The organism is Actinomycetota bacterium, assembly GCA_030684515.1.
Lineage (GTDB): Bacteria > Actinomycetota > Actinomycetes > S36-B12 > S36-B12 > UBA11398.
Window position 1 is genome coordinate 1 of the sequence record JAUXVJ010000024.1, and the last position, 22,593, is coordinate 22,593.

Below are 22,593 nucleotides of genomic sequence, written 5' to 3' on the forward strand. Positions count from 1 at the left end.
TCACGACGACTAGCTCACGAAGGCCGACGAGCCCTTCACCAGTTCACCACTGACGCGCGCGCCATTCGGCCAGATGTGGTCGTTCGGTGCCCAAGGTTGTGTCATGCCCGTGTCCCGGGTAGACCCACGTCTCATCGGGCAGTTCGCCGAACAGTTTGCTCTCTACTCCATCAAGCAGGCTCTGGAAGCGCGCCGGGTCTCCCCAGGTGTTGCCCACGCCACCGGGGAAGAGGCAGTCGCCGGTGAACAGGTGTGGGGGGCCTTCGGGATCGTCGTAGACGAAGGCGATCGAACCGTCAGTGTGCCCAATCAGGTGGATCACCCGCAGGCGCACTTTGCCGACCTGAAGCACGCTTCCCTCTTCAAGCATCACGTCGGTGGGAACAGGAATGCCGGGAGCGTCGATCGGATGAGCCATCGTGGTGGCTCCGGTGGCGGCCACTACTTCGGCAAGAGCATTCCAGTGGTCCTGGTGCTGGTGCGTGGTGATCACAGTCTGGAGAGATTCGCCAGTCAGTGCGATGAGCCGATCAGGCTCGGCGGCAGCATCGATCAGGGCCTGCTCACCGGTGTCCCGGCAGCGCAGGAGATAGGCGTTGTTGTCGTAGTCGCCCACCGCCAGTTTGCTGATGATCAACTGCGGCAGTTCGCGGACATCACCCGGACCGCCCACTGTCACAGAGCCGGTATACATTGACTCGATCCTCCTGCTGGTCGGGATTGAGGGACAAAACGCCCAAGTGAAATGAGGTTCCGTGGCAGACCGATTGGTCGTTCGCGGCGCCCGCGAGCACAACCTTAAGGATGTCTCGCTGGATTTGCCTCGTGATGCGCTGATCGTGTTCACCGGGCTCTCCGGCTCCGGCAAGTCCAGTCTGGCCTTCGACACGATCTTCGCTGAAGGTCAGCGCCGCTATGTCGAGAGCCTGTCGGCCTATGCCCGGCAGTTCCTTGGTCAGATGGACAAGCCCGATGTGGACTTCATTGAGGGCCTTTCTCCTGCTGTCTCCATCGACCAGAAATCGACCTCGCGCAACCCTCGATCAACGGTCGGCACGATCACCGAGGTGTACGACTACTTGCGACTGCTGTACGCCCGCATTGGCAAGCCTCATTGCCCAGTCTGTGGCAAGGACATCGCCAGGCAGAGCCCCCAGCAGATCGTCGATCAGGTCCTTGAGCTTGCTCCCGACTCTCGCTTCCAGGTACTGGCACCTGTGATCCGTGAGCGCAAGGGCGAATATCAGGACCTGTTTCGCCAACTGCAGACCCAGGGCTATTCACGCATTCGCGTCGATGGGGTGGTCTACGGCGTAGATGAACTCCCCACCCTGAAGAAGCAGGAGAAGCACACCATCGAAGTTGTGGTGGATCGCCTCACGGTGAAGACCGAATCACGCCGACGACTGACGGATTCTGTCGAAACAGCCCTCAAGCTGGCCAGCGGACTTGTCGTGCTGGACTTTGTGGATCTTCCTGAGAATGACCCGCATCGCGAGCGCATCTTCAGTGAGCACCTGGCATGTGTCACGGACGGGCTTTCCTTCGAAGAGCTGGAGCCTCGTTCCTTCTCTTTCAACTCTCCTTTTGGGGCCTGCCCTGAGTGCACGGGTCTGGGCACTCGTCGTGAAGTTGACCCTGACCTTGTCGTGCCAGATGGTTCGGCAACTCTGAACGAGGGTGCCATTGCGCCGTGGGCAGGGGGGATGGTCTCTGACTATTTCCGGCGCTTGCTCGATGCGCTGTGCCTTGAACTCGGCATCGACATGGATACGCCGTGGGACAAGCTGTCGGCGAAGGCCCGCAAGGCCATCCTGTACGGACATGAAGCTGAAGTGAATGTCAGGTACAAGAACCGCTACGGACGCACGCGCTCCTACACCACTGGCTTTGAGGGTGCCATTCCGTATGTGACGCGGCGACATTCCGAAACTGAAAGCGATACGGCACGCGAGCGCTTTGAAGGCTTCATGCGCGAAGTCCCATGCCATGCCTGCAATGGGGCCCGACTCAAGCCCTTGTCCTTGGCCGTCACTATTGCTGGACATTCGATCGCTGAGATCGCAGCGCTGCCCATCGGAGAAGCAGCCAAGATGCTCACGGGTCTTGAATTGTCCGCCCGCGATATGACCATCGCTGTTCGAGTGCTCAAAGAGGTCAACGAGCGACTGCAGTTTCTCGTCGATGTCGGCCTGCACTACCTCACTCTTGATCGGGCGGCGGGGACCCTGGCCGGTGGTGAGGCGCAGCGCATTCGACTTGCCACTCAGATCGGTTCAGGCCTTGTTGGCGTGCTCTATGTCCTGGACGAGCCAAGCATCGGCCTGCATCAGCGAGACAACCGCCGATTGATCGAAACCCTGGTCAGACTTCGCGACCTTGGCAACACCCTGATTGTCGTAGAGCACGACGAAGACACCATTCGCACGGCCGATTGGGTTGTCGACATCGGACCTGGCGCAGGTGAGCACGGCGGCGAGATCGTGGTCAGCGGCTCGGTCCAGGATCTTCTTGACAGTCCACGGTCAATCACGGGCCAGTACCTGTCTGGCAAGCGCAAGATCGAGATCCCTGAGATTCGGCGTCCCCGATCTGATCGGCAGATCACCGTCCAAGGTGCCAGTGAGCACAATCTGCGTGATGTCACCGTTGAATTTCCCTTGGGCTGCCTAGTGGCAGTGACCGGCGTCAGCGGGTCCGGCAAATCCACCTTGGTCAACGATGTCCTCTACAACGTCTTGGCGCGCGACCTCAATGGGGCCAGGCATGTTCCCGGCCGACACAGGCGTGTAGTCGGGCTTGAGCATGTCGACAAGGTCGTGCATGTGGATCAAAGTCCGATCGGTCGCACTCCACGAAGCAATCCGGCCACGTACACCGGAGTCTTCGATCACGTGCGCAAGCTGTTCGCCGACACGCCTGAGGCAAAGGTTCGCGGTTATCTTCAGGGCCGCTTCTCGTTCAATGTCAAAGGTGGTCGCTGTGAGTCCTGCTCAGGTGACGGCACGATCAAGATCGAGATGAATTTCCTGCCAGATGTGTACGTCCCTTGCGAAGTCTGCAACGGAGCCCGATACAACCGCGAGACCCTTGAGGTGCACTTCAAGGGCAAGAGCATTGCCGATGTCCTGGACATGCCCATCGAGGAAGCCAGTGAATTCTTCGCCGCAGTACCGGCGATCTCCAGACATCTTGCAACTCTGGTTGAAGTGGGACTGGGCTACGTGCGACTCGGGCAGTCAGCCCCCACGCTGTCCGGTGGTGAGGCACAACGTGTCAAGCTCGCCTCAGAACTGCAGAAGCGATCAACGGGCCGCACCATCTACGTTCTTGACGAACCCACCACGGGCCTGCATTTTGAAGATATTCGCAAACTCCTGGGCGTGCTGCACTCTCTCGTCGACAAGGGCAACACCGTTGTTGTCATTGAGCACAATCTCGATGTGGTGAAAACCGCAGACTGGGTGATCGATATGGGGCCCGAAGGCGGATCAGGCGGAGGCAAAGTTGTCGCAGTCGGGACTCCAGAACAGGTCGCAACTGTTGGCGCCAGTCATACCGGCAACTTCTTGGCCAGCCTGCTTCCCGCCGCGCCAAGTGCCCGCCGCAAGCGTGCTTTGACGTAGCCTGTGCGCAGGAGGATGACAGATGACTGAAGCTATGCAACGTCGTACCGTGCTCGCCGGAAGTGGAATGGTCCTGGCAAGTTTGGCGGTGGCTGCCTGTTCGACAAGTGATGGTTCAGCCGATGCAAGTGCGTCCACATCAACTGCCCCAGAGCCAAGCACCTCTTCAGATTCTTCTGGCGGAGGTCAAGTGCTCGCAGCTACTTCGGCCGTGGCCATTGGTGGGGGAGTGGTGGTCAGTTCACCTCCGATCGTCATCACTCAGCCTTCGGCTGGGCAGTTCAATGGCTTCACCGCTATTTGTCCTCATCAGGGATGCCTGGTTTCGCGCGTTGAGGACAACGAGATCATCTGCCCTTGCCACGGTTCTCGATTCTCAGCGAGTGATGGCTCCGTGATCAATGGGCCAGCCGAAGTAGGACTCCAGACTGCAGATGTTGCTGTTGAGGGCTCCAACGTCGTCCTGGCGTAATCGCTGCCATGGCTGAACCTTCGGCGCTGCGTCCGCCAACAGGCACTATCCCGACAGATCCCGGCGTTTATCGCTTTCGCGATGGACACGGGCGCGTCATCTATGTAGGCAAGGCCAGCAATCTACGTTCTCGATTGTCCAGCTACTTCCAAGATCAATCGGCCTTGCATCCGCGTACCCAGTCGATGATGGCTGCTGCCCATGACGTCGACTGGGTTGTGGTCGGTACCGAGGTTGAAGCGCTGACTCTGGAGTATTCCTGGATCAAGGAGTATGACCCCCGTTTCAATGTGAAATATCGCGATGACAAGTCCTACCCCTACCTGTCATTCAGCTTGGCCGATGAGTACCCGCGTGTCGCGGTCGTGCGAGAAGCCAAGAAGGTCGGTACCCGCTATTTCGGTCCCTATGCCCATGCCTGGGCCGTGCGCGCAACAGTCGATGAGCTGCTGCGGGTGTTCCCGATGCGATCGTGTCGCGAAGGAGTCTTTCGACGAGCCAGGCAAGTGGGCCGGCCATGTCTGCTGGGCTATCTCGACAAATGCAGCGCCCCGTGCGTAGGTCGCGTCTCAGCCGAGGAGCACCGCGACATTGTCATGGACTTCTGCACGTTCTTCGCTGGCAACGGCGAGGGCTTCATCAGGCAACTGGAAGATCAGATGCGTGAGGCCGCCACGGAGGAACGCTACGAGGATGCGGGCAGGCTGAGAGATCGAGTTGAAGCGCTTCGAAGGGCGACTGAGCAGAACGCTGTCGCCTTCAACGAGGCCACGGACGCTGACGTCATTGCGGTCAAGGAGGATCCGCTGGAGGCTGGCGTCCAGGTATTCCATGTGCGCGGTGGACGCATTCGAGGGGAACGTGGTTTCGTCATAGAGAAGGCCGAAGAACTCAGCCCGGGCGAGGTTGTGCAGCGGGCGATCCAACGGGTGTATTCAGATCCGGGAGTCAGTGACATTCCGCGCGATCTCCTGGTCTCAACAGATCTCGGCGACGCACATGCATTGCAGACCTGGCTGACAGGTATGCGTCAGGGCGCCATCAACATCCTGGTACCAGCCCGTGGAGACAAGCGGGCACTCATGGACACTGCATTGAAGAATGCTGAGAACACCCTGCAGTCCCATCGGCTGCGTCGTTCCAGTGATCTCACCACCCGCAGCGTGGCGCTTGAGGAGCTCCGCGAGGCCCTTGGCCTGGCTGAGGCGCCGCTGCGCATTGAGTGCATCGACATCTCCACCTTGCTCGGACAGAACACGGTTGCATCCCTGGTCGTCTTTGAAGATGGTCTGCCGCGCAAATCCGACTACCGCAGTTTCATCATTCGCACGCCCAATGCTGACGACACGGTCTCAGTTGCCGAAGTCGTCAGTCGCCGATTCGCACACGTTGAGTCGGCAGAGTCAGAGGGCACCGAAGCCAAACGCAGATTTGCCTACCCACCGGGACTGCTGGTCATTGACGGTGGTCAACCACAGGTCAGAGCTGCGCAGGATGCTCTGATGCTGGCAGGAATAACCGATGTCCCAGTGGTGGGACTAGCCAAACGTCTTGAAGAAGTCTGGCTGCCGGACGACAGCGACCCAGTGATCCTGCCGAGGTCCAGCGAAGCGCTGTACCTTCTGCAGAGAGTGCGCGATGAGGCACACCGTTCGGCCATCACCTTGCACCGCAAGCGCCGAGGAAAGTCAATGTCATCTAGCGTGCTCGATTCCATAAACGGATTAGGTGAAGTGCGGGCGCGCGCGCTGATGAAGCATTTCGGCTCGATGAAGGCCCTCAAGGCCGCAACAATTGTCGACCTGGAGGCAGTATCCGGTGTAGGCCCTGCGCTGGCTGAGAGGATCCACTCAGGACTTCATAAAGGAGAGGCTGCTCCGTGACCGATACGCGACCGCTTGAGATCGCACTTGTCACCGGGATGTCGGGCGCGGGTCGCTCGACAGCGGCCCGTGCACTTGAAGATGTTGGTTGGTTTGTGATGGACAACTTGCCACCGGCGCTGCTCTCACAGGCAATCGAACTGGCCATTCGCACGGAGGAGGTCAATCGCATCGCCGTTGTGGTGGATGTGCGCAGTGGTTCGATGTTCAATGCCCTCGAAGCAGCCGTCGCAGAATTGAAATCACGAGACATCCTTGTGCGCACGCTATTTCTGGAAGCGTCAGATGAAGCTCTAGTGCGCCGATTCGAGAGTTCGCGCCGTCCGCATCCTTTGCAAGGCCAGAGGCGAATCACCGATGGGCTGCAAGCTGAGCGCGTCCTCCTTGGAGATCTACGTGCCGAAGCTGACGTGGTCATCGACACGTCAGCGATCAATGTCCATGATCTGCGGCGCAAGGTCGAAGCGGCCTTTGCCGACGAGACGCCCGACGGCTTGCGGGCTACTGTCCTTTCCTTCGGATTCAAGTACGGCATCCCGGTTGATGCCGACCTCGTGGCAGACATGCGCTTCTTGGAGAATCCACATTGGGACGAGCGGCTGCGTCCAATGTCGGGTCTGGATCAACCCGTCTCGGAAATTGTTGTCAACGGCGCCGAGGCGCAACGTGTCTATGCCCTGTATGTCGAACTACTCGAGGTCATGCGCCCCGGATATCTCACTGAGGGCAAGCGCTACGTGACGATCGCCGTGGGGTGCACTGGTGGCAAGCATCGAAGTGTCGCCTCTGCTGAGGAGTTGGCACGTCGACTGCGGCAGGTGGGCATAGCGACTCTTGTCGTTCATCGAGATCTGGGCCGCGAGTGAAGCGGGTGCCAGGCTCACTTGGCGCAAACCAAGACTCCGGTCCGGCTGTTGTTGCGCTCGGCGGTGGGCACGGGCTGGCATCGACTCTCAAAGCACTGCGACGGCTCACGGATCAGATCACTGCAGTGGTTGGCGTAGCTGACGATGGCGGTTCCAGTGGACGGCTGCGCAAGGAGTTCGGCATCCTGCCTCCCGGTGATCTGCGGATGGCACTTGCTGCGCTCTGCGGCGACGACACCTGGGGCCGAACATGGCAGCGGGTCATTCAGCACCGGTTCGGTGGCGTAGGTGAGCTGGGCGGGCACTCGCTGGGCAATCTGCTGATCACCGCGCTCTGGGAGGAGTCTGGTGATCCTGTTGCCGGATTGGCCTGGGTAGGAGTCCTCCTGGAAGCCCAGGGACGAGTGCTGCCGTGCAGTCTTCAACCGCTGGAAGTCATAGCCCAGGTACGAGGGGTCAATCCCTACTCACCTGATGTTGTCACTGAAGTGCGCGGCCAAGTCGAAGTCGCAACGACTCCCGGTGAAGTGGTCAGCATCGCGATTGAACCCAGTCGCCCGCAAGCCTGCCCGGAAGCGATCCAGGCAATTCAGGCGGCAGATGTCGTCATCCTTGGCCCGGGCTCCTGGTTCACCTCAGTGCTGCCGCACCTGCTGATCCCTGATCTTTCGCGTGCCATTGTTGAAGCCGAGGCCAAGCGTTTCCTGGTGATGAACCTGGCGCCAGATCAAGACGCCGAAACCTCCGGGATTCCGCTGGCCAATCACCTTGAGTTTCTGCGCGCAGCAGCCCCCGCTATTCAATTGGATGCGGTCCTGGCCGATCCTCGACATGTCGAGGATCAGGTCCGATTGGCACAGGCCTGTGCGTCGGTCGGAGCCGAGTTGTTCTTGATGGATCTGGCGCACGACAACGGGCGGATGCCCGGCGTTCATGATCCAGATCGCCTGGCAGTGGCCATTCGCACCGCCCTGAACGGGTGACACGTACCTGCCATCGGGATTCATGGCAGGATGCCTCCCCATGGCTATGACTGCCGCGGTCAAGGACGAACTCAGCCGCGTAGAAATCACGAAGACCTGCTGCCGCAAGGCAGAGGTCTCAACGATGCTGCGTTTTGGCGGCGGACTGCACATCGTTTCCGGACAGATCGTCATTGAAGCCGAACTTGACGCTGGGGCAACTGCTCGCCGGCTGCGCAAGGACATTCTTGAAATCTACGGTCACGACAGCGAGATCGCGGTCGTGCAAGCCAGTGGCCTTCGCAAGGGCACCCGGTACGTCGTGCGGGTGGTCCAAGGCGGTGAGGCGCTGGCGCGCCAGACGGGCATGGTCGATGGCAGCGGTCGTCCGGTTCGTGGTCTGCCACCGGCAATCGTGGCCGGCGCCTTGTGTGACTGTGAGGCTGCTTGGCGAGGCGCTTTCCTTGCCCATGGATCGTTGACGGAGCCTGGGCGTTCGTCTTCTCTGGAGATCACCTGCCCGGGCCCAGAGGCCGCGTTGGCGCTTGTCGGAGCTGCTCGTCGGCTCAGCATCGCCGCGAAGTCACGTGAGGTGCGTGGTGTCGATCGGGTTGTCATCCGTGATGGGGACGCTATTGGTGCAATGCTCACCCGGCTGGGTGCTCATGAGTCAGTCATGGCATGGGAAGAGCGACGAATGCGCCGTGAAGTGCGCGCCACTGCCAACCGCCTGGCCAACTTTGATGATGCCAATCTGAGGCGATCGGCTCGTGCGGCTGTGGCGGCCGGAGCCCGTGTCCAGCGGGCGATGGAGATCCTTGGCGATGAAGTGCCAGATCACCTGGTAGTTGCGGGTCGACTTCGACTTGAGCACAGTCAAGCCAGTCTTGAAGAACTTGGCGCACTTGCGGATCCTCCAATGACCAAGGATGCGATCGCCGGACGAATTCGCCGACTGCTGGCGCTGGCTGACAAGCGCGCCCAGGATTTGGGAATCCCTGATACTGAATCAGCACTTGGTCCAGAGTTTCTGGGCTGACACCACACGGTGTTCGACCTCTCTCAGGTTCGCTAGGCTCAGACCACTGCATTTTTCGTCTGATCGGCTTAGGAGCATGACGTGACAGTCAAGGTGGGCATCAATGGCTTTGGCCGCATCGGCCGAAATTTCTTCCGCGCTCTACTGGATCACAGTGCCGAGATTGAGATCGTGGGCATCAACGACCTCACCGACACCAAAACACTGGCGCACCTGCTGAAGTACGACAGCGTGCTGGGTCGTATCGGCATTCCAGTGGTCGCGGGTGATGGTGAGATCACCGTCGATGGCAGGTCCATCCCGATCTTCAGTGAGCGCGACCCGGCTGACCTGCCGTGGGCCAAGGTCGGCGCAGACATCGTCATTGAGTCCACCGGCTTCTTCACTGACGCTGAATCAGCCAGCAAGCACCTGACTGCTGGTGCAAAGAAGGTCATCATCTCGGCACCCGCCAAGGGTGAGGACATCACGATCGTGATGGGCGTCAATGACAATCTGTATGACCCGGCGACGCATAACATCATCTCCAATGCTTCCTGCACCACCAATTGTCTTGCTCCGATGGCCAAGGTCATCGACGATGCCTTTGGCATTGAGCGCGGCATGATGACCACAATCCACGCTTACACGAATGATCAGAAGATCCTGGACTTCCCGCACAGCGATCTGCGCCGTGCCCGTGCGGCCGCACTCAACATGATCCCCACGAGCACCGGTGCCGCCAAGGCCATTGGCCTGGTCATGCCCCACCTGCTCGGCAAGCTCGATGGCTTCTCGATGCGCGTGCCTGTGCCGACAGGTTCAGCAACGGACTTGGTTGTCGAAGTCAAGAAGACAGCAACGCGCGATGAGATCAACGCGGCCATCAAGGCTGCTGCAGACGGTCCTATGAAGGGCATCCTGGAGTACACCGAGGATCCGATCGTCTCTACTGACATCGTCAATGACCCGGCCTCGTGCATCTTCGATTCTCTGATGACCAACGTCAACGGCAACATGGTCAAGGTCCTTGGCTGGTATGACAACGAGTGGGGCTACAGCAATCGCCTGATTGACCTCACAGCACTCGTCGGTTCGAAGCTCTAGGCATTCTGATGCGCTCCCTCGACGACCTGTCGGTCGCCGGGCAAACCGTTCTGGTTCGCGCGGATTTCAATGTCCCCTTGGCTGATGGCCCAGATGGGGATGGCGATACCAAAGTCATCACCGACGATGGTCGTATCACTGCAGCTCTGCCGACTTTGAACTTTCTGCGTTCTGCTGGCGCGAAGATCGTGCTGGTCGCCCACCTCGGACGTCCCAAGAACGGTCCAAGCCAAGCACTGAGTCTGCAACCCGTTGCTGATCGCCTCAGTGAGCTTCTTGACGCCGATGTCGAGATCGCTGATGACATCACCGGACCGCGCGCGCAAGCCATGGTTGCAGCACTTGAGCCTGGTGATGTGATGCTGCTGGAGAACATCAGGTTTGATCCCCGCGAGACAAGCAAGGACCCTGCCGAGCGCGCCGCCCTCGCCGGTGAACTGGCTGCCCTTGCTGATCTGTACGTCTCCGATGGCTTCGGCGTCGTGCATCGCGAGCAGGCATCAGTGACCGATGTCGCCCGACTCCTGCCGAACGCCGCAGGTCGTCTTGTGCACAAGGAAGCCACGATCTTCAGCGCACTGCTGGCTGAGCCGGCACGGCCCTATGTCGTGGTGCTGGGCGGATCGAAGGTCAGTGACAAGTTGGGTGTGATCGGCAATCTTCTTGGCCGCGTTGACCGATTGCTGATCGGTGGCGGCATGGCCTTCACCTTCCTTGCAGCGAAAGGTCTGCCGATCGGCGACTCACTGCTGGAGGCTGATCAGATTCCAACTGTGCAGGGCTTCATAGAACAGGCCGTGCGCGATGGTGTCGAACTCTTGATCCCCATTGATGTGGTGATTGCCGATGACTTCTCCGCCGATGCCAATACCCAGATTGTGGCCGCTTCTGAGATTCCAGATGGCTGGAAGGGCTTGGACATCGGCCCGGCGACCACCGCCTTGTTTGCCGAGCAGATTGCCGACGCTGGCACTGTTGTCTGGAACGGACCTATGGGAGTGTTCGAACTGGCTCCATTCGCGGCAGGCACCAGGGGAGTGGCCAAGGCGATGATCGCCAGTGACGCCATGACTGTCGTCGGCGGCGGCGATTCAGCGGCAGCTATTCGGGTCTTGGGCCTTGACGAATCTGCCTTCTCGCACATCAGCACCGGTGGTGGAGCAAGCCTTGAATTCCTGGAGGGTAAAGAACTCCCCGGTCTGAGCGTCCTGGAAGGACACTGACATGACAGCCAAGACTCGTCACCCGCTCATCGCAGGCAACTGGAAGATGAACCTCAATCACTTTGAGGCTCTTGCACTTGTGCAGAAATTGGCATTTGCGTTGAACGATGAGGATCTCTCGGCAGCTGAAGTCGTCGTATTGCCACCTTTCACTGATCTTCGTTCAGTGCAAACCTTGATCGAGGGAGACAAGTACGACATCGGCTACGGCGCCCAGGATGTCTCGCAGCATGCGTCAGGGGCATTCACCGGTGAGATCTCTGCGAGCATGCTCGCCAAGCTTGGCTGCGGTTTTGTCGCGGTGGGGCATAGCGAGCGGCGGCAATACCACGCCGAAAGCGACGCGATCGTCTATGCCAAGGCCCGCGCCGCTGTTGGGGCCGGCATCACGCCGATCGTGTGCGTTGGAGAAGGACTGGACATTCGCCAGGCCGGCAACCACGTGCCGCACGTGCTTGCGCAATTGGATGGATCGCTGGGCGAGTTCACTGCCGAGGAAGTGGCGGAGCTTGTAATTGCCTATGAGCCAGTCTGGGCGATCGGCACTGGTGAGGTCGCCACGCCCGATGATGCCCAAGAGGTCTGCCGGGCAATCCGGATCCGGGTGGGCGAGCAATGGGGCCTGGCGGCTGCAGAGGCAGTCCGGATCCTCTACGGCGGCTCGGTGAAGAGCAGCAATATTGCCGGCATCATGGCTCGCATCGATGTGGATGGCGTGCTGGTCGGCGGAGCCAGTCTGGACCCTGATGATTTCGTGGGAATCGTTCGCTATCGCCTGCACCCAGCCGAACTCGCTGACTGATCTATACTGATGCCCTTACGTCGATTCGGAGTTTGATTTGATCACCATCGTCACGATTGCACTGGCTGTCGTGCTCATCATCACCAGCATCCTGCTGATCGTGCTGATCCTGCTTCATCGTGGCAAGGGTGGCGGTCTTTCAGATCTTTTCGGTGGTGGCGTGAGTTCGTCAATCGGTGGTTCATCGGTTGCAGAGCGCAATCTTGACCGTATTACCGTGGCCTTGGGCTTGATCTGGGCTGCGTCAATCGTTGGTGTTGGCCTGCTGGTTCGCACAGGCGTCTGACCACAACTCGATCATTCGCAGGAGGATTTCATGGCAGGTGGAAGTGCAATTCGCGGTAGTCGCGTCGGAGCTGGCCCAATGGGTGAAGCCGAGCGTGGCGAAGCCGCCCCACGTATCTGGATCTCCTTCTGGTGCTCGCGCAAGCACGAGTCGCGCCCGAGTTTTGCCTCTGACGCCGCAATTCCTGACGAGTGGGACTGCCCTCGATGCGGTCTGCCTGCAGGGCCAGACAAGGAAAACCCACCTGCGCCGCCCAAGATCGAGCCCTACAAGACTCACTTGGCATATGTGAAGGAGCGTCGCTCCGACGTCGATGGCGCTGCCATCTTGGACGAGGCTCTCAACAAGCTCCGCGGTACTGCTTCTTAAGCGTCCGACTGGCCCACGTTTGGCGGCAACTCGGCGGCGGCTGCCTCGTCGACGAGAAATAGCGTTTGCTGCGAACCGCTGATGCCGCTTGCAGGCACGGCTGTTGCTGTTGCCTGCTCATCAAATGACCAGAGCACTGCATCTTGCTTGCTTGCTCCTGATGCCAGAACCCAGGACTGACGGGCTCGATTGAGTGTCGGCAGGCTCATACTGACTCGTAGTGGAGGGGGCTTTGGCGAATCATGGACAGCCACAACTTCACCGGTCTCACGCCAGGCCGGATGCTCAGGGAAGAGCGAAGCCACATGTGCGTCTGGCCCGATGCCAAGCAGCAACACATCGAACTCGGGAACTGACCCTTCGCCGACCTCGTTCAACAGATCTGCGTAGGACGCTGCGGATTCCTCCACCGAGGCAGCACGATCTGGTCCAGCCATTGCATGTACCCGCCCGGGCGGAATGGGGATGTGATCGATGAGTGCCGCCCGTGCTCCCGTCTCATTTCGCTCTGGATCACCTTCCGGGACATATCGCTCATCGCCCCACCACAGATGAATCCGCTGCCAATCGATCTGGGCGGTGTCCGGGTTCGCGGCCAGTGCAACGAGAACAGCTGTTCCGATCCCGCCGCCAGTCAGCACGACATGGGCGACTCCACGCTGAGCCTGCGCTAGGACAACGCTGGCGACCAATCGGCGTGCGACAGCTGCTGCAAGCGCCTCAGCATCCGGGTGTCGTATCAGTTCGCGTGGACTCATATCTCCAGATTCGTGATGACCTGACCGTACATATCGTCGGGGTCAAGGCGCCGCAGATCCTCTGCGAGCAAAGCGGACACTGAACGACGCGGAAGACTCAGGTGTGCGTCAGTGCGCCCAGGACGAATGACCGTGACCGTCTTGTCATCGTCGTTGCGACTGATCGTCAGCGGGTTGTCGTCCATATCGAGGCGCACAGATCGGATGCCAATCCTGTCACTCCACAAGGTTTCCACCGAGCATCCGAAGGATTGCCCCAGCCAGGCTCCGAGCAGCACGACACTGGGATTGTCTGTCTCGCCTTCGACTGTGACGTGATGCACCGGGCTCATCGGCTGATCAAAGCTTGACGCGAGCACCGATCGCCACTGAGTCAGCCGAGCCCAAGCCAGATCAGTATCGCCAGGCACATAGCCGCTCTTGCGAATGGCAAGTGCGGCTAGTGGGTCACGGACATTCGAAGAGTCGGTGATCCTGCGCTGCGCGTGCCGACCGATCTTGCTGTCTGCCATGCTCTCCGGCGCAATGCCGGGCCAGTACGCCACCACTGGGGTGTCGGGCAGCAGCAACGGCACGGCCACCGAGTTGGCGTACTCGGAGAGTTCGCCGCGAAGACGCAGTACCGCGACTTCACCCGGGCCATCGTCGCCACCCACGCTTATCTCTGCGTCGAGCTGGGTATGGCGTGCATCGGGACGGGGGATCAAAGTGATGATGCGCATCGGGTGCTGGCGGGCTGTGGCAACAGCGGCAGCGGTCGCATCGGCCTGCGACTCCTCGTCAGCCAAGATCAGCAAGGTCAAGACCATGCCGGTTGCCGGCGAACCCAGTCGATGACGCTCGGCAGTGATCGCAGCAGAGACTTCTCCGCCACTTGTGTTCTCCAAGCGGATCATGGGCGCCTCCAGGTCCGGCCGTCGCGTTCGGTGATGTCGTACTGACTGTGCGGTCCCCAACCACCGGAGACGTACTGATCTGGTTTTCCTTGCTCTGCCCAGAAGGCCAGCACCGGATCCAGAATGTTCCAGCCGAGTTCGACTTCGGTGGACCGGGGGAACAGTGGGGGATCTCCGATGAGGACATCCAGGATCAGACGTTCGTAGGCCTCAGGGCTGGATTCAACAAAGGTCTCGCCGTACTCAAAATCCATGGTGACGTCACGGACTTCCATGGACGAGGTATCGGGAACCTTGGAACCAAAACGAACGGTGATGCCTTCATCAGGCTGAATGCGAAAGACCAACGCGTTATTGCCAAGCTCCTGCACAGCATCAGCGACAAAAGGCAGGTGCGGAGCGCGCTTGAACACCACGGCTACCTCAGTGACTCTGCGGCCCAGTCGCTTTCCGGTTCGCAGGTAGAACGGCACACCGGCCCAACGGCGATTGTCCACATCGACCCGCATGGCGGCGAAAGTCTCGGTGGCCGAGTCAGGATTGATGCCCTCCTCCTGGAGGTATCCAGGAACCTGAATTCCCCCTTGCCAACCGGGGGCGTACTGGCCACGCGCGGTGTATGCGCCAAGATCCTTGGGCAGACGAATTGCCGAAAGCACTTTCTCCTTCTCAGCGCGCACTTGCGCTGCCTCGAAAGTTCCCGGCTCCTCCATTGCCGTCAATGCCAGCAGTTGGAGCAAGTGATTCTGAATGACGTCGCGGGCAGCACCGATGCCGTCGTAGTAGCTCGCGCGACCGCCAATGCCGATGTCTTCCGCCATCGTTATTTGCACGTTGTCGACGTAGTTGCTGTTCCAGATCGGTTCGAACATCGCATTGGCGAAACGCACCGCCAGGATGTTCTGCACCGTCTCCTTGCCCAGGTAGTGATCGATGCGGAACACCGAGCCGGTTTGGAACACCTCGCCGACAAGGGTGTTGAGTGCCTGGGCTGATGCAAGATCGTGACCAAAGGGCTTCTCGATGACCACGCGCCGCCAGGCATCTGGCTTGTCCTCGGCCAGCCCGGCTGCCTTCAGGTGCTCAAGCACGACCGGAAACAGACCTGGGGGGATGGACAGGTAGAAGGCGTGGTTGCCACCAGTGCCACGGGACTCGTCGAGTTCGGCCACGGTCTTGGCCAGTTCAAGATATGCGTTCGCGTCTGCGAGGTCGCCTTGAACAAAGCGAATACCCTCACACAATTGCTGCCAGGTGTCCTCGCGAAAGGGGGTCCGGGCATGTTCGCGGACTGCGTCGTGGACGACTTGTGCGAAGTCCTCATCGACCCAGTCGCGACGGGCAAATCCCACCAGACTGAAACCCGGTGGCAGGAAGCCGCGATTGGCCAAATCGTAGATTGCAGGCATCACCTTCTTGCGAGACAGATCTCCAGTGACACCGAACAAGACCATGCCGCAAGGGCCAGCAATTCGAGGCAGGCGCTGGTCCTTGGGATTGCGCAGTGGGTTCGTCATTTTGTCCTCTGGGTTGACTAGGAGATCAGGTCCATGGCGGATTGCACGGTGGACCGCAATTCCTCCCAGGCGTCGATGAACTTCTTGACTCCATCGATCTCAAGATGCGAGCAGACGTCTGCCTGTTCGATACCCAGCGCGCTGAGCGCCGACCACACAGCTGCTGACTCTGCAGCGGTACCCGTGACGGTGTCGCCCTTGAACTGGCCGTGATCATCGACGGCATCCAAGGTGGCTTCGGGCATGGTGTTGACGCAGTTGCGTACTGCCAGATCGATGACGTATCGGGTGTCGTCGTATGCCGGATCTTTGACACCGGTCGATGCCCACAGTGGACGCTGTGCGTGTGCACCCAGGGCTGCCAGTGCTGCCCATTCATCATTGGCTGTGCGCTGTTCGAATGCTGCCCATGCGAGTCGGGCATTGGCCAGGGCTGCCTTGCCGCGCAAGGCCTTGGCCTCGTCGGTGCCCAATGCGTCCAGCCGATGATCGACTTCGGTGTCGACCCGACTCACGAAGAAGGAGGCAACTGAGTGAATGCTGGCCAGATCGATGCCCTTGGCGGCCGCCAGCTTCAGGCCTTGCTCGTAGGCGGCGACGACTGCCTGGTATCGATCGACGGCGAAGATGAGCGTCACATTGACGCTGATGCCGTTCGCGATGGTGGCGGTGATCGCCGGCAGGCCCTCCAGAGTGGCCGGAATCTTGATGAGCAGATTCGGCTGATCAATGAGTTCCCACAGTTCGCGCGCCTGCTCGATGGTTGCCTCAGTGTCATGAGCCAGCCGAGGGTCCACCTCGATGGACACGCGTCCGTCGACACCACCACTTGCCTGGTAGACGGGCAGCATGACCTCACATGCATTGCGCACGTCATCGGTGGTCAGGCGCTGGATGACCAGGTCGACGTCCAGGCCTTGCTTGGCGAGGTCCTTCAGGTCTGCTGCATAGTCAGCCGCGCCCTTGGAGATCGCTGACTCGAAGATCGATGGATTCGACGTCACGCCGCGTACGCACTTGTCGCGCACCAGGCCCGCCAGGCTGCCGGTGGTCAGTCGTGAACGGCTGAGGTCATCCAGCCAGATCGACACACCTGCATCGGTCAGTTCTTGAAGCGCGGGTGTTGACATGGGCGTCTCCCTCTGGATTGTCAGGCAGGATCGTGCAATGAAGCCTTCGCGGCCGTCACCACCGCATCAACGGTGATCCCGAATTCGGCGAAGAGCACCTGTTCAGGTGCACTGGCACCAAAGTGGTCAAGACCGATGACGCGCCCGCGATCGCCAACGTACTTCCACCAACCAAGAGTTGCTCCGGCTTCGATGGCAACGCGTGCGCGAACACTTGGCAACAAGACGGAGTCGCGATATGCCGAATCCTGCTCGTCGAACCACTCGGTGCACGGCATCGAGATGACACGACTGGCGATTCCCTCGGCCAGGAGTGCTTCATGCGCCCGCACTGCCAACTGCAGTTCTGAACCTGTGCCGATCAGAAGGATCTTCGGGTCCGGTGCGTCGGCCACGACGTACCCACCTCGGCGCACTCCAAGCATGGCGTCAGGCGCCAAGACCAGGGTGGGCACATTCTGGCGCGTGAGCACCAGGCCAACGGGACGACGCTGAGTCAGAATGGAATGCCAGGCGGCTGCCGTCTCATTGGCATCTGCAGGTCGAACCATTGACAGCCCTGGCAATGCCCGCAGGCTCCAGAGCTGCTCCACAGGCTGGTGCGTTGGACCATCTTCACCAAGTCCGATGGAGTCGTGGCTCCAGACAAAGGTCACGGGAGTCTGCATCACGGCCGCCAGTCGAACAGCCCCACGCATGTAGTCACTGAAGATCAGGAAAGTGCCACCGAATGGGCGATTGAGTCCACTGAGCGACATACCGTTCAAGGCCGCGCCCATCGCGTGCTCGCGAATACCGAAATGCAGGATCCGACCGTAAGGCGAGGCATCAGGCATCGTGGTGGAAGCTGGCAGGAAACTGAGGCCACCCTCGATCGTGGTGTTGTTCGACTCTGCGAGGTCCGCAGACCCACCCCAGAACTCGGGCATCACCTCGGCGATTGCGTTGATGACCTCGCCTGAGGCTTTGCGTGTCGAAGAAGACGAGCCAAGCTCAAATGAAGGGAACACGGCGTCGAAACCAACGGGAAGCTCCCCAGCTCGGATTCGATCAAGCAGGGCTGCCCTCGCACTTTCGCGTGCACGCCAGTCGGCGAAGGAGGACTCCCATGCCGTTCGTTCAGTCGCGACCCGTGCTTGCAAGGAGCCGCGTACATCGGCAAGCACTTGCTCATCGAAGGCGAAGGACTCTTCGGGATTCAGACCAAGCTCGACCTTGGTTGCGGCGATCTCTTGTGCGCCCAGGGCCGAACCGTGCGCTTTCGCAGTGTTACGAGCATGTGGTGCTGGCCAGGCGATGGTCGAGCGCATGGCGATGAAGGTCGGTCTGCCCTTCTCAGCCTTGGCAGCTGCGATGGCTTTGGCCATCGCAGGTAGATCCACATTGCCATCAGGGAGAAAATCAACGTAGTGCGTCGCGAAGCCGTAGGCCGCGTACCGCGCTACGACATCCTCGGTGAAGGAGACCGCAGTATTGCCCTCGATCGAAATGTGATTGTCATCCCAGATCACCGTGAGGTTGTCCAGAGCCTGGGTTCCGGCAAGTGATGATGCCTCGCCGGACACACCTTCTTCAAGGTCACCGTCAGAAGCGATGACCCAGACATGGTGGTCAAAGGGGCTGGTGCCCGCGGGCGCCTCGGGATCAAAGAGACCACGCTCGAATCGAGCGCCCATTGCCATGCCGACCGCAGTAGCCAGTCCATTGCCCAAGGGCCCAGTGGTGGTCTCTACCCCGTTGGTGTGGCCGTGCTCAGGATGCCCAGGTGTTCGCGAACCTGAGGAGCGGAACTGCTCAAGATCTGCCATCGTCAGGCCGTATCCACTCAGGAAGAGCTGGCTGTAGAGAGTCAGACTCGAGTGTCCACAACTCAGTACAAACCTGTCTCGTCCGATCCAGTGTGGATCTGAGGGGTCGTGTCGCATCACCCGCTGAAACAGTAGATAGGCCAGTGGTGCCAAAGCCATGGCTGTTCCTGGGTGGCCATTGCCGGCCCTTTGGACTGCATCCATTGCCAGCGCGCGAAGGTAGGCAGTGGCGCGATCATCTGTGGTGGACCACTCAAGGGCTTTCACAGGCGAAACCCTAGTGCGATCGGCACCTCAGTTGTACGAGGAGTCCACGGGTAGGCTGAGCGTGTGAGTATGGGTCTGCAGCTGCCAGGGACGAGTCCCCGGGAGCGTCTGATGGCGCATGTTGCATTGACCAAGCCGCGCATCGTTGAACTCTTGTTGGTCACTGCCGTCCCCACAATGTTTCTCGCGGCCAATGGTCTGCCGACCCTTCAGGCGACCGTTGCCGTACTTGTCGGCGGGGCACTGGCCGGCATGGGTGCCAATACCTTGAACAGCGTCTACGACCGTGACATCGATGCGTTGATGCACCGCACGGACAAGCGTCCAGCAGCCATGGGAATCGTGAGTGTGCGCGCTGGTCTGTTTCAGGGTTTCGTGCTCAGCATCGCCAGCGCATTCTTCTTGGCCTGGTGGACCAATCTGCTGGCCGCCGTGCTCGCGTTGCTTGCGATTGCTGCCTATGCCGTGGGTTACACGATGATCCTGAAACGACGTACTGCTCAGAACATCGTGTGGGGTGGGGCAGCGGGATGCATGCCGGTATTGATTGCCTGGTCGGCCGTGACGGGCTCCCTGACGTGGACGCCCGTGGTGCTGTTTCTCATCGTCTTCTTCTGGACCCCACCGCATTACTGGCCTCTGGCCATGAAATACAAGGACGACTACGAACGCGCTGGCGTTCCAATGCTTCCCGTTCTGAAGTCTGCTGAGTTCGTCTGCGTCAGCATTGTTCGATACAGCTGGGTGATGGTCCTGGTGTCCTTGCTGCTGATCCCGGTGGCACCGATGGGGCCCGAGTACGCAGTGTCCGCCGTTGTCCTGGGCGCTGTCTTTCTCTACCAGAGTTACCGGCTCCTGGGCGCGGCGCGGCGCAAGGAAGATGAGATCAATATCGTCGCCATGCGCTTGTTTCACTACTCAATTTCTTACCTGGCACTGCTGTTTCTGGCAGTTGCAATTGATCCGTTCGTGTTCTAGTCAGCAACTTCCTGGCCGCGCGTGCGCTCGCTGGCCAGCACGAACAAGATCGCAATCCACAGCAGGACTGCGCCTGTGACATGCAGCAGTACCAGTGCTGTGGGCAAGTTGGTGAAGTATTGGATGTAGCCGATAGCGGCCTGTGCCAAAGAAATAGCCACGACTGTCCAGGTGGTCTTGATAACGCGGCGTGGCGCGCGCGTGAGGTAAAGGGCGAGCAGCAGACCGGCAAGCAGTCCGATGAACAGCAGTACGACATCAGCATGGATCCACGAGATTGTGCGTGGGTCAAAACTGAAGCGATTCTCAGCATTGGCGTCTCCGCTGTGCGGACCACTACCGGTCACCAGAGTGCCCAGTACAACAACGATGCCGGTCACGCCGACAAGCAGCCAGGTGAGGGCACGAACCTCGCGGCGTACCAGCATCACAAGTGGGCGATCACCAACATCGCCTGAGCGGACAACAAGAGCGATAACGCCGGCGACCAAGCCCATGGAAATCAGGAAGTGCAGCGAGACGGTGATCGGATGAAGTCCCGTCAGGACGGTGATTCCGCCAAGAATCGCCTGGGCCAAGGTGCCAATGAGCGGAATTGCAGCAAGCAGGAGAAGCAATCCACGACGTTGACCCCCGCGTGCTACCCGCGAACGCTGGTCGATGAACGCCGCAACAAGTGCTGCGATCGCCAGCAGAACCAGCACGAAAGTGAGCGAGCGATTGCCGAACTCAATGTACTTGTGCCATCCCTGCTCTTGATGAGATACCGGCACGTAGGAACCCTCAACGCACTGTGGCCAAGTCGGACATCCAAGGCCTGAGCCGGTAAGACGAACCGTCGCGCCAGTGACGATGATGGCGGCCTGCGCCACAAGGTTGGCGATGTAGATCGCGCGGGCAGGCTTGCCTGCTCGACCAAGGGTGGCGGGCGCGGTCACGGTTCCCACCGGAAACTACGACGTGCCAACAGCACGCCGAGCACTGTCCACGCTGCAAGCACGCCAATTGACAGGGCCGGGAAGGTGCCGGATTCCAGAGACTGCCGCAGTCCGTTAGCAAGCGCGGCGCTGGGCAGCAGGTCAATCACTGCCCCAACGGCGCCGGGCATCTGCGAAGTTGCGATGGCCACGCCCCCGAAGGCGATGAAGAGCAGGAAGAGCCCGTTGGCTATCGCAAGTACTGCCTCTGCTCGAAATACGCCTGCCAGCACCATGGCCCAGGAGACCCACGCGGCGGCGGCCAGCAGGCCCACGAGAAGCGCAGGTAGGACACCGCGAAGAACGGGCTGCCAGGAAAGAAAGAACCCAAGAACAATGACGACCACTGCGGAAATCGCAGTCAGTGCCGCCGTCGCAAGAAACTTGCCGGCGATCAGATCAAGGCGAGTCAGTGGCGTTGTCCCCAAGTACCGAAGCGCACCTGAACGACGTTCGAATCCAGTACCGATAGCCAGGGAAGTAAAGCAGGTGGCCATGATGCTGACGGCCAGCACGGTAGGGACAGCCGAGTTGATGCTCTTGGTCGCCAAGCCCGACAGTCCCAGGGCGAAAAGCAGGAGCACAGGAACGATGAACATCAGCAGAAGCTGCTCCCCATTGCGCAGGAGAAGGCGAAGCTCCCAGCGCGCGTGGGCGCGGGTGCGGGCTGTCGATGACGTCTGGCTCATCTGATTTCCGCCGCTGATGTGTCGATCAATAGTTCTTCAAGGGTGCGGTCGCCAATGCCCAAATCGGTCACCATCACTCCTTGCATCGCGCCCCAGGCGGTGATGCGAGACATGATTTCAGGGGTCGGCGCGCCGGAAACCACGTACTTGCCGGGTTGGGTCTCATCCACGGAATACCCAGAGGGCAGCATCGCTGCCAGCTGATGGCGATCCAGGCCAGCTGGCCCGCCAAAGGACAGCGCATTGCGCGTGCCAGTGAGTTCGGCGAGGGTTCCGCGCATCGCAACCTTCCCCTGAGACATCACAGTGATCGAATCCGCCAGATCCTCGACATCAGGGAGCATGTGAGTCGTCAGGACAATCGCCACGCCTGCATTGCGTCGGTCTTTCAGTAGATCCAGGAGGTTGCGCCGAGCAAGGGCATCCAGACCGGCAGTGGGTTCGTCCAAGAAGAGCAACTCAGGGCGCCCGAGCAGAGCCGCCGCAAGCTTGACTCGCTGCTGCTCGCCGCCGGAAAGCCGACGAGTCTGGGTGCGGTTGCTCGGATCGATGCCCACGGCCGAGAGCAAAGTGCCGGGATCGTCGTGCTGCGGGTAGAGCTTGGCTAGGTATTGCAGCCATTCCAGTGGCCGAGCAGTGGGGTACAGGCCGCCGATCTGCAGCATCACGCCCATTCGCGATCGAACCTGCGCAGACGCGGGAGGAAGGCCAAAGAGGCTGACAGTGCCGGCATCAGGGGCTCGCAAGTTGCAGGCGACCTCGATCGTGCTGGATTTACCCGCCCCATTTGGACCGAGAATTGCGGTAATTTGTCCGTACTCGGCAGAAAAGCTGACTCCGTCCACGGCCCGAAGATCACCGTATTTCACGACGAGATCAGAGATTTCCACCACAGCCACCCCATGAGCATAGGCAGACCGGGCAGCCAACTGACCCCCGGGTTTTGCGCCGAGTAGCAA

General features: G+C 60.1%; 21 protein-coding genes. 12 read left to right on the forward strand and 9 right to left on the reverse strand.

Going from position 1 to position 22,593, the window contains the following annotated elements; all coding sequences use genetic code 11:
• Positions 1–43 precede the first annotated feature (43 nt).
• Positions 44–694, reverse strand: a complete 651-nt coding sequence (locus tag Q8M73_08715) for an MBL fold metallo-hydrolase (GenBank protein ID MDP2288628.1) — start codon at positions 692–694, stop codon at positions 44–46.
• 61 nt (positions 695–755) lie between these two features.
• On the opposite strand from Q8M73_08715, the gene uvrA reads away from it, so the two are divergent.
• The 11 genes from uvrA (at position 756) to Q8M73_08770 (ending at position 12,614) form a co-directional block, all read left to right on the forward strand.
• A complete protein-coding gene (gene uvrA, locus Q8M73_08720; protein MDP2288629.1) occupies positions 756–3,626 on the forward strand; it encodes an excinuclease ABC subunit UvrA in 2,871 nt (956 codons plus the stop codon).
• Between the two features lie 22 nt (positions 3,627–3,648).
• Complete coding sequence (locus Q8M73_08725; protein ID MDP2288630.1) at positions 3,649–4,098, forward strand: Rieske (2Fe-2S) protein; 450 nt, start codon at positions 3,649–3,651, stop codon at positions 4,096–4,098.
• 8 nt (positions 4,099–4,106) lie between these two features.
• Complete coding sequence (gene uvrC, locus Q8M73_08730; GenBank protein MDP2288631.1) at positions 4,107–5,981, forward strand: excinuclease ABC subunit UvrC; 1,875 nt, start codon at positions 4,107–4,109, stop codon at positions 5,979–5,981.
• Positions 5,978–6,847: an RNase adapter RapZ gene (gene rapZ / locus Q8M73_08735; protein ID MDP2288632.1), complete on the forward strand. Its 870-nt coding sequence runs from the start codon at positions 5,978–5,980 to the stop codon at positions 6,845–6,847. Before uvrC ends, rapZ begins: the two co-directional genes overlap by 4 nt.
• Positions 6,844–7,830 (forward strand): uridine diphosphate-N-acetylglucosamine-binding protein YvcK, encoded by a 987-nt coding sequence (gene yvcK / locus Q8M73_08740; protein ID MDP2288633.1) that lies wholly within the window; start codon positions 6,844–6,846, stop codon positions 7,828–7,830. The genes rapZ and yvcK overlap by 4 nt, the downstream gene beginning before the upstream one ends.
• Positions 7,831–7,870: 40 nt before the next feature.
• Positions 7,871–8,848, forward strand: coding sequence for a DNA-binding protein WhiA (gene whiA / locus Q8M73_08745; protein MDP2288634.1), 978 nt, complete (start codon positions 7,871–7,873; stop codon positions 8,846–8,848).
• An 81-nt stretch (positions 8,849–8,929) separates the two neighbouring features.
• On the forward strand, positions 8,930–9,934 hold the full coding sequence (gene gap / locus Q8M73_08750; protein MDP2288635.1) for a type I glyceraldehyde-3-phosphate dehydrogenase: 1,005 nt from the start codon (positions 8,930–8,932) through the stop codon (positions 9,932–9,934).
• Positions 9,935–9,942: 8 nt separating this feature from the next.
• Entirely contained in the window at positions 9,943–11,157 is a 1,215-nt protein-coding gene (locus Q8M73_08755; protein ID MDP2288636.1) for a phosphoglycerate kinase, read from the forward strand.
• A gap of 1 nt (position 11,158) precedes the next feature.
• Positions 11,159–11,959, forward strand: a complete 801-nt coding sequence (tpiA, locus tag Q8M73_08760; protein ID MDP2288637.1) for a triose-phosphate isomerase — start codon at positions 11,159–11,161, stop codon at positions 11,957–11,959.
• A 37-nt stretch (positions 11,960–11,996) separates the two neighbouring features.
• Positions 11,997–12,245 carry a preprotein translocase subunit SecG gene (secG, locus tag Q8M73_08765; GenBank protein ID MDP2288638.1) on the forward strand — a complete coding sequence of 83 codons (249 nt, stop codon included), beginning with the start codon at positions 11,997–11,999 and terminating at the stop codon, positions 12,243–12,245.
• Between the two features lie 30 nt (positions 12,246–12,275).
• Positions 12,276–12,614 (forward strand): RNA polymerase-binding protein RbpA, encoded by a 339-nt coding sequence (locus Q8M73_08770; GenBank protein MDP2288639.1) that lies wholly within the window; start codon positions 12,276–12,278, stop codon positions 12,612–12,614.
• On the opposite strand, the gene pgl is transcribed toward Q8M73_08770, so the two are convergent.
• From pgl to tkt, 5 genes are read right to left on the reverse strand one after another with little or no spacing between them, the layout of a single operon-like run.
• The gene (gene pgl, locus Q8M73_08775) at positions 12,611–13,372 is read right to left on the reverse strand and encodes a 6-phosphogluconolactonase (GenBank protein MDP2288640.1); all 762 of its coding nucleotides are present in this window, start codon (positions 13,370–13,372) and stop codon (positions 12,611–12,613) included. The genes Q8M73_08770 and pgl overlap by 4 nt on opposite strands.
• The gene (locus Q8M73_08780) at positions 13,369–14,268 is read right to left on the reverse strand and encodes a glucose-6-phosphate dehydrogenase assembly protein OpcA (GenBank protein MDP2288641.1); all 900 of its coding nucleotides are present in this window, start codon (positions 14,266–14,268) and stop codon (positions 13,369–13,371) included. Before Q8M73_08780 ends, pgl begins: the two co-directional genes overlap by 4 nt.
• Positions 14,265–15,785, reverse strand: coding sequence for a glucose-6-phosphate dehydrogenase (gene zwf / locus Q8M73_08785; GenBank protein MDP2288642.1), 1,521 nt, complete (start codon positions 15,783–15,785; stop codon positions 14,265–14,267). The genes Q8M73_08780 and zwf overlap by 4 nt, the downstream gene beginning before the upstream one ends.
• A 17-nt stretch (positions 15,786–15,802) precedes the next feature.
• Positions 15,803–16,915, reverse strand: a complete 1,113-nt coding sequence (gene tal / locus Q8M73_08790) for a transaldolase (GenBank protein ID MDP2288643.1) — start codon at positions 16,913–16,915, stop codon at positions 15,803–15,805.
• 20 nt (positions 16,916–16,935) lie between these two features.
• Positions 16,936–18,990 carry a transketolase gene (gene tkt, locus Q8M73_08795; protein MDP2288644.1) on the reverse strand — a complete coding sequence of 685 codons (2,055 nt, stop codon included), beginning with the start codon at positions 18,988–18,990 and terminating at the stop codon, positions 16,936–16,938.
• Positions 18,991–19,059: 69 nt separating this feature from the next.
• On the opposite strand from tkt, the gene Q8M73_08800 reads away from it, so the two are divergent.
• Positions 19,060–19,968, forward strand: coding sequence for a heme o synthase (locus Q8M73_08800; protein ID MDP2288645.1), 909 nt, complete (start codon positions 19,060–19,062; stop codon positions 19,966–19,968).
• Here the strand turns inward: Q8M73_08800 and Q8M73_08805 are convergent.
• From Q8M73_08805 to Q8M73_08815, 3 genes are read right to left on the reverse strand one after another with little or no spacing between them, the layout of a single operon-like run.
• Complete coding sequence (locus Q8M73_08805; GenBank protein ID MDP2288646.1) at positions 19,965–20,906, reverse strand: COX15/CtaA family protein; 942 nt, start codon at positions 20,904–20,906, stop codon at positions 19,965–19,967. The two genes, Q8M73_08800 and Q8M73_08805, sit on opposite strands and share 4 nt — an antisense overlap.
• Entirely contained in the window at positions 20,903–21,634 is a 732-nt protein-coding gene (locus tag Q8M73_08810) for an ABC transporter permease (protein ID MDP2288647.1), read from the reverse strand. Before Q8M73_08810 ends, Q8M73_08805 begins: the two co-directional genes overlap by 4 nt.
• Positions 21,631–22,533 carry an ABC transporter ATP-binding protein gene (locus tag Q8M73_08815; protein ID MDP2288648.1) on the reverse strand — a complete coding sequence of 301 codons (903 nt, stop codon included), beginning with the start codon at positions 22,531–22,533 and terminating at the stop codon, positions 21,631–21,633. The genes Q8M73_08810 and Q8M73_08815 overlap by 4 nt, the downstream gene beginning before the upstream one ends.
• Positions 22,534–22,593 lie beyond the last annotated feature (60 nt).

Coding starts and splice junctions, on each gene's coding strand:
- Q8M73_08770 (MDP2288639.1), top strand. CDS start 12,276: ATGGCAGGTGGAAGTGCAATTCGCGGTAGTCGCGTCGGAGCTGGCCCA.
- zwf (MDP2288642.1), bottom strand. CDS start 15,785: ATGACGAACCCACTGCGCAATCCCAAGGACCAGCGCCTGCCTCGAATT.
- uvrC (MDP2288631.1), top strand. CDS start 4,107: ATGGCTGAACCTTCGGCGCTGCGTCCGCCAACAGGCACTATCCCGACA.
- Q8M73_08810 (MDP2288647.1), bottom strand. CDS start 21,634: ATGAGCCAGACGTCATCGACAGCCCGCACCCGCGCCCACGCGCGCTGG.
- tpiA (MDP2288637.1), top strand. CDS start 11,159: ATGACAGCCAAGACTCGTCACCCGCTCATCGCAGGCAACTGGAAGATG.
- Q8M73_08755 (MDP2288636.1), top strand. CDS start 9,943: ATGCGCTCCCTCGACGACCTGTCGGTCGCCGGGCAAACCGTTCTGGTT.
- whiA (MDP2288634.1), top strand. CDS start 7,871: ATGGCTATGACTGCCGCGGTCAAGGACGAACTCAGCCGCGTAGAAATC.
- Q8M73_08725 (MDP2288630.1), top strand. CDS start 3,649: ATGACTGAAGCTATGCAACGTCGTACCGTGCTCGCCGGAAGTGGAATG.
- tal (MDP2288643.1), bottom strand. CDS start 16,915: ATGTCAACACCCGCGCTTCAAGAACTGACCGATGCAGGTGTGTCGATC.
- Q8M73_08800 (MDP2288645.1), top strand. CDS start 19,060: ATGGGTCTGCAGCTGCCAGGGACGAGTCCCCGGGAGCGTCTGATGGCG.
- pgl (MDP2288640.1), bottom strand. CDS start 13,372: ATGAGTCCACGCGAACTGATACGACACCCGGATGCTGAGGCGCTTGCA.
- Q8M73_08780 (MDP2288641.1), bottom strand. CDS start 14,268: ATGATCCGCTTGGAGAACACAAGTGGCGGAGAAGTCTCTGCTGCGATC.
- Q8M73_08715 (MDP2288628.1), bottom strand. CDS start 694: ATGTATACCGGCTCTGTGACAGTGGGCGGTCCGGGTGATGTCCGCGAA.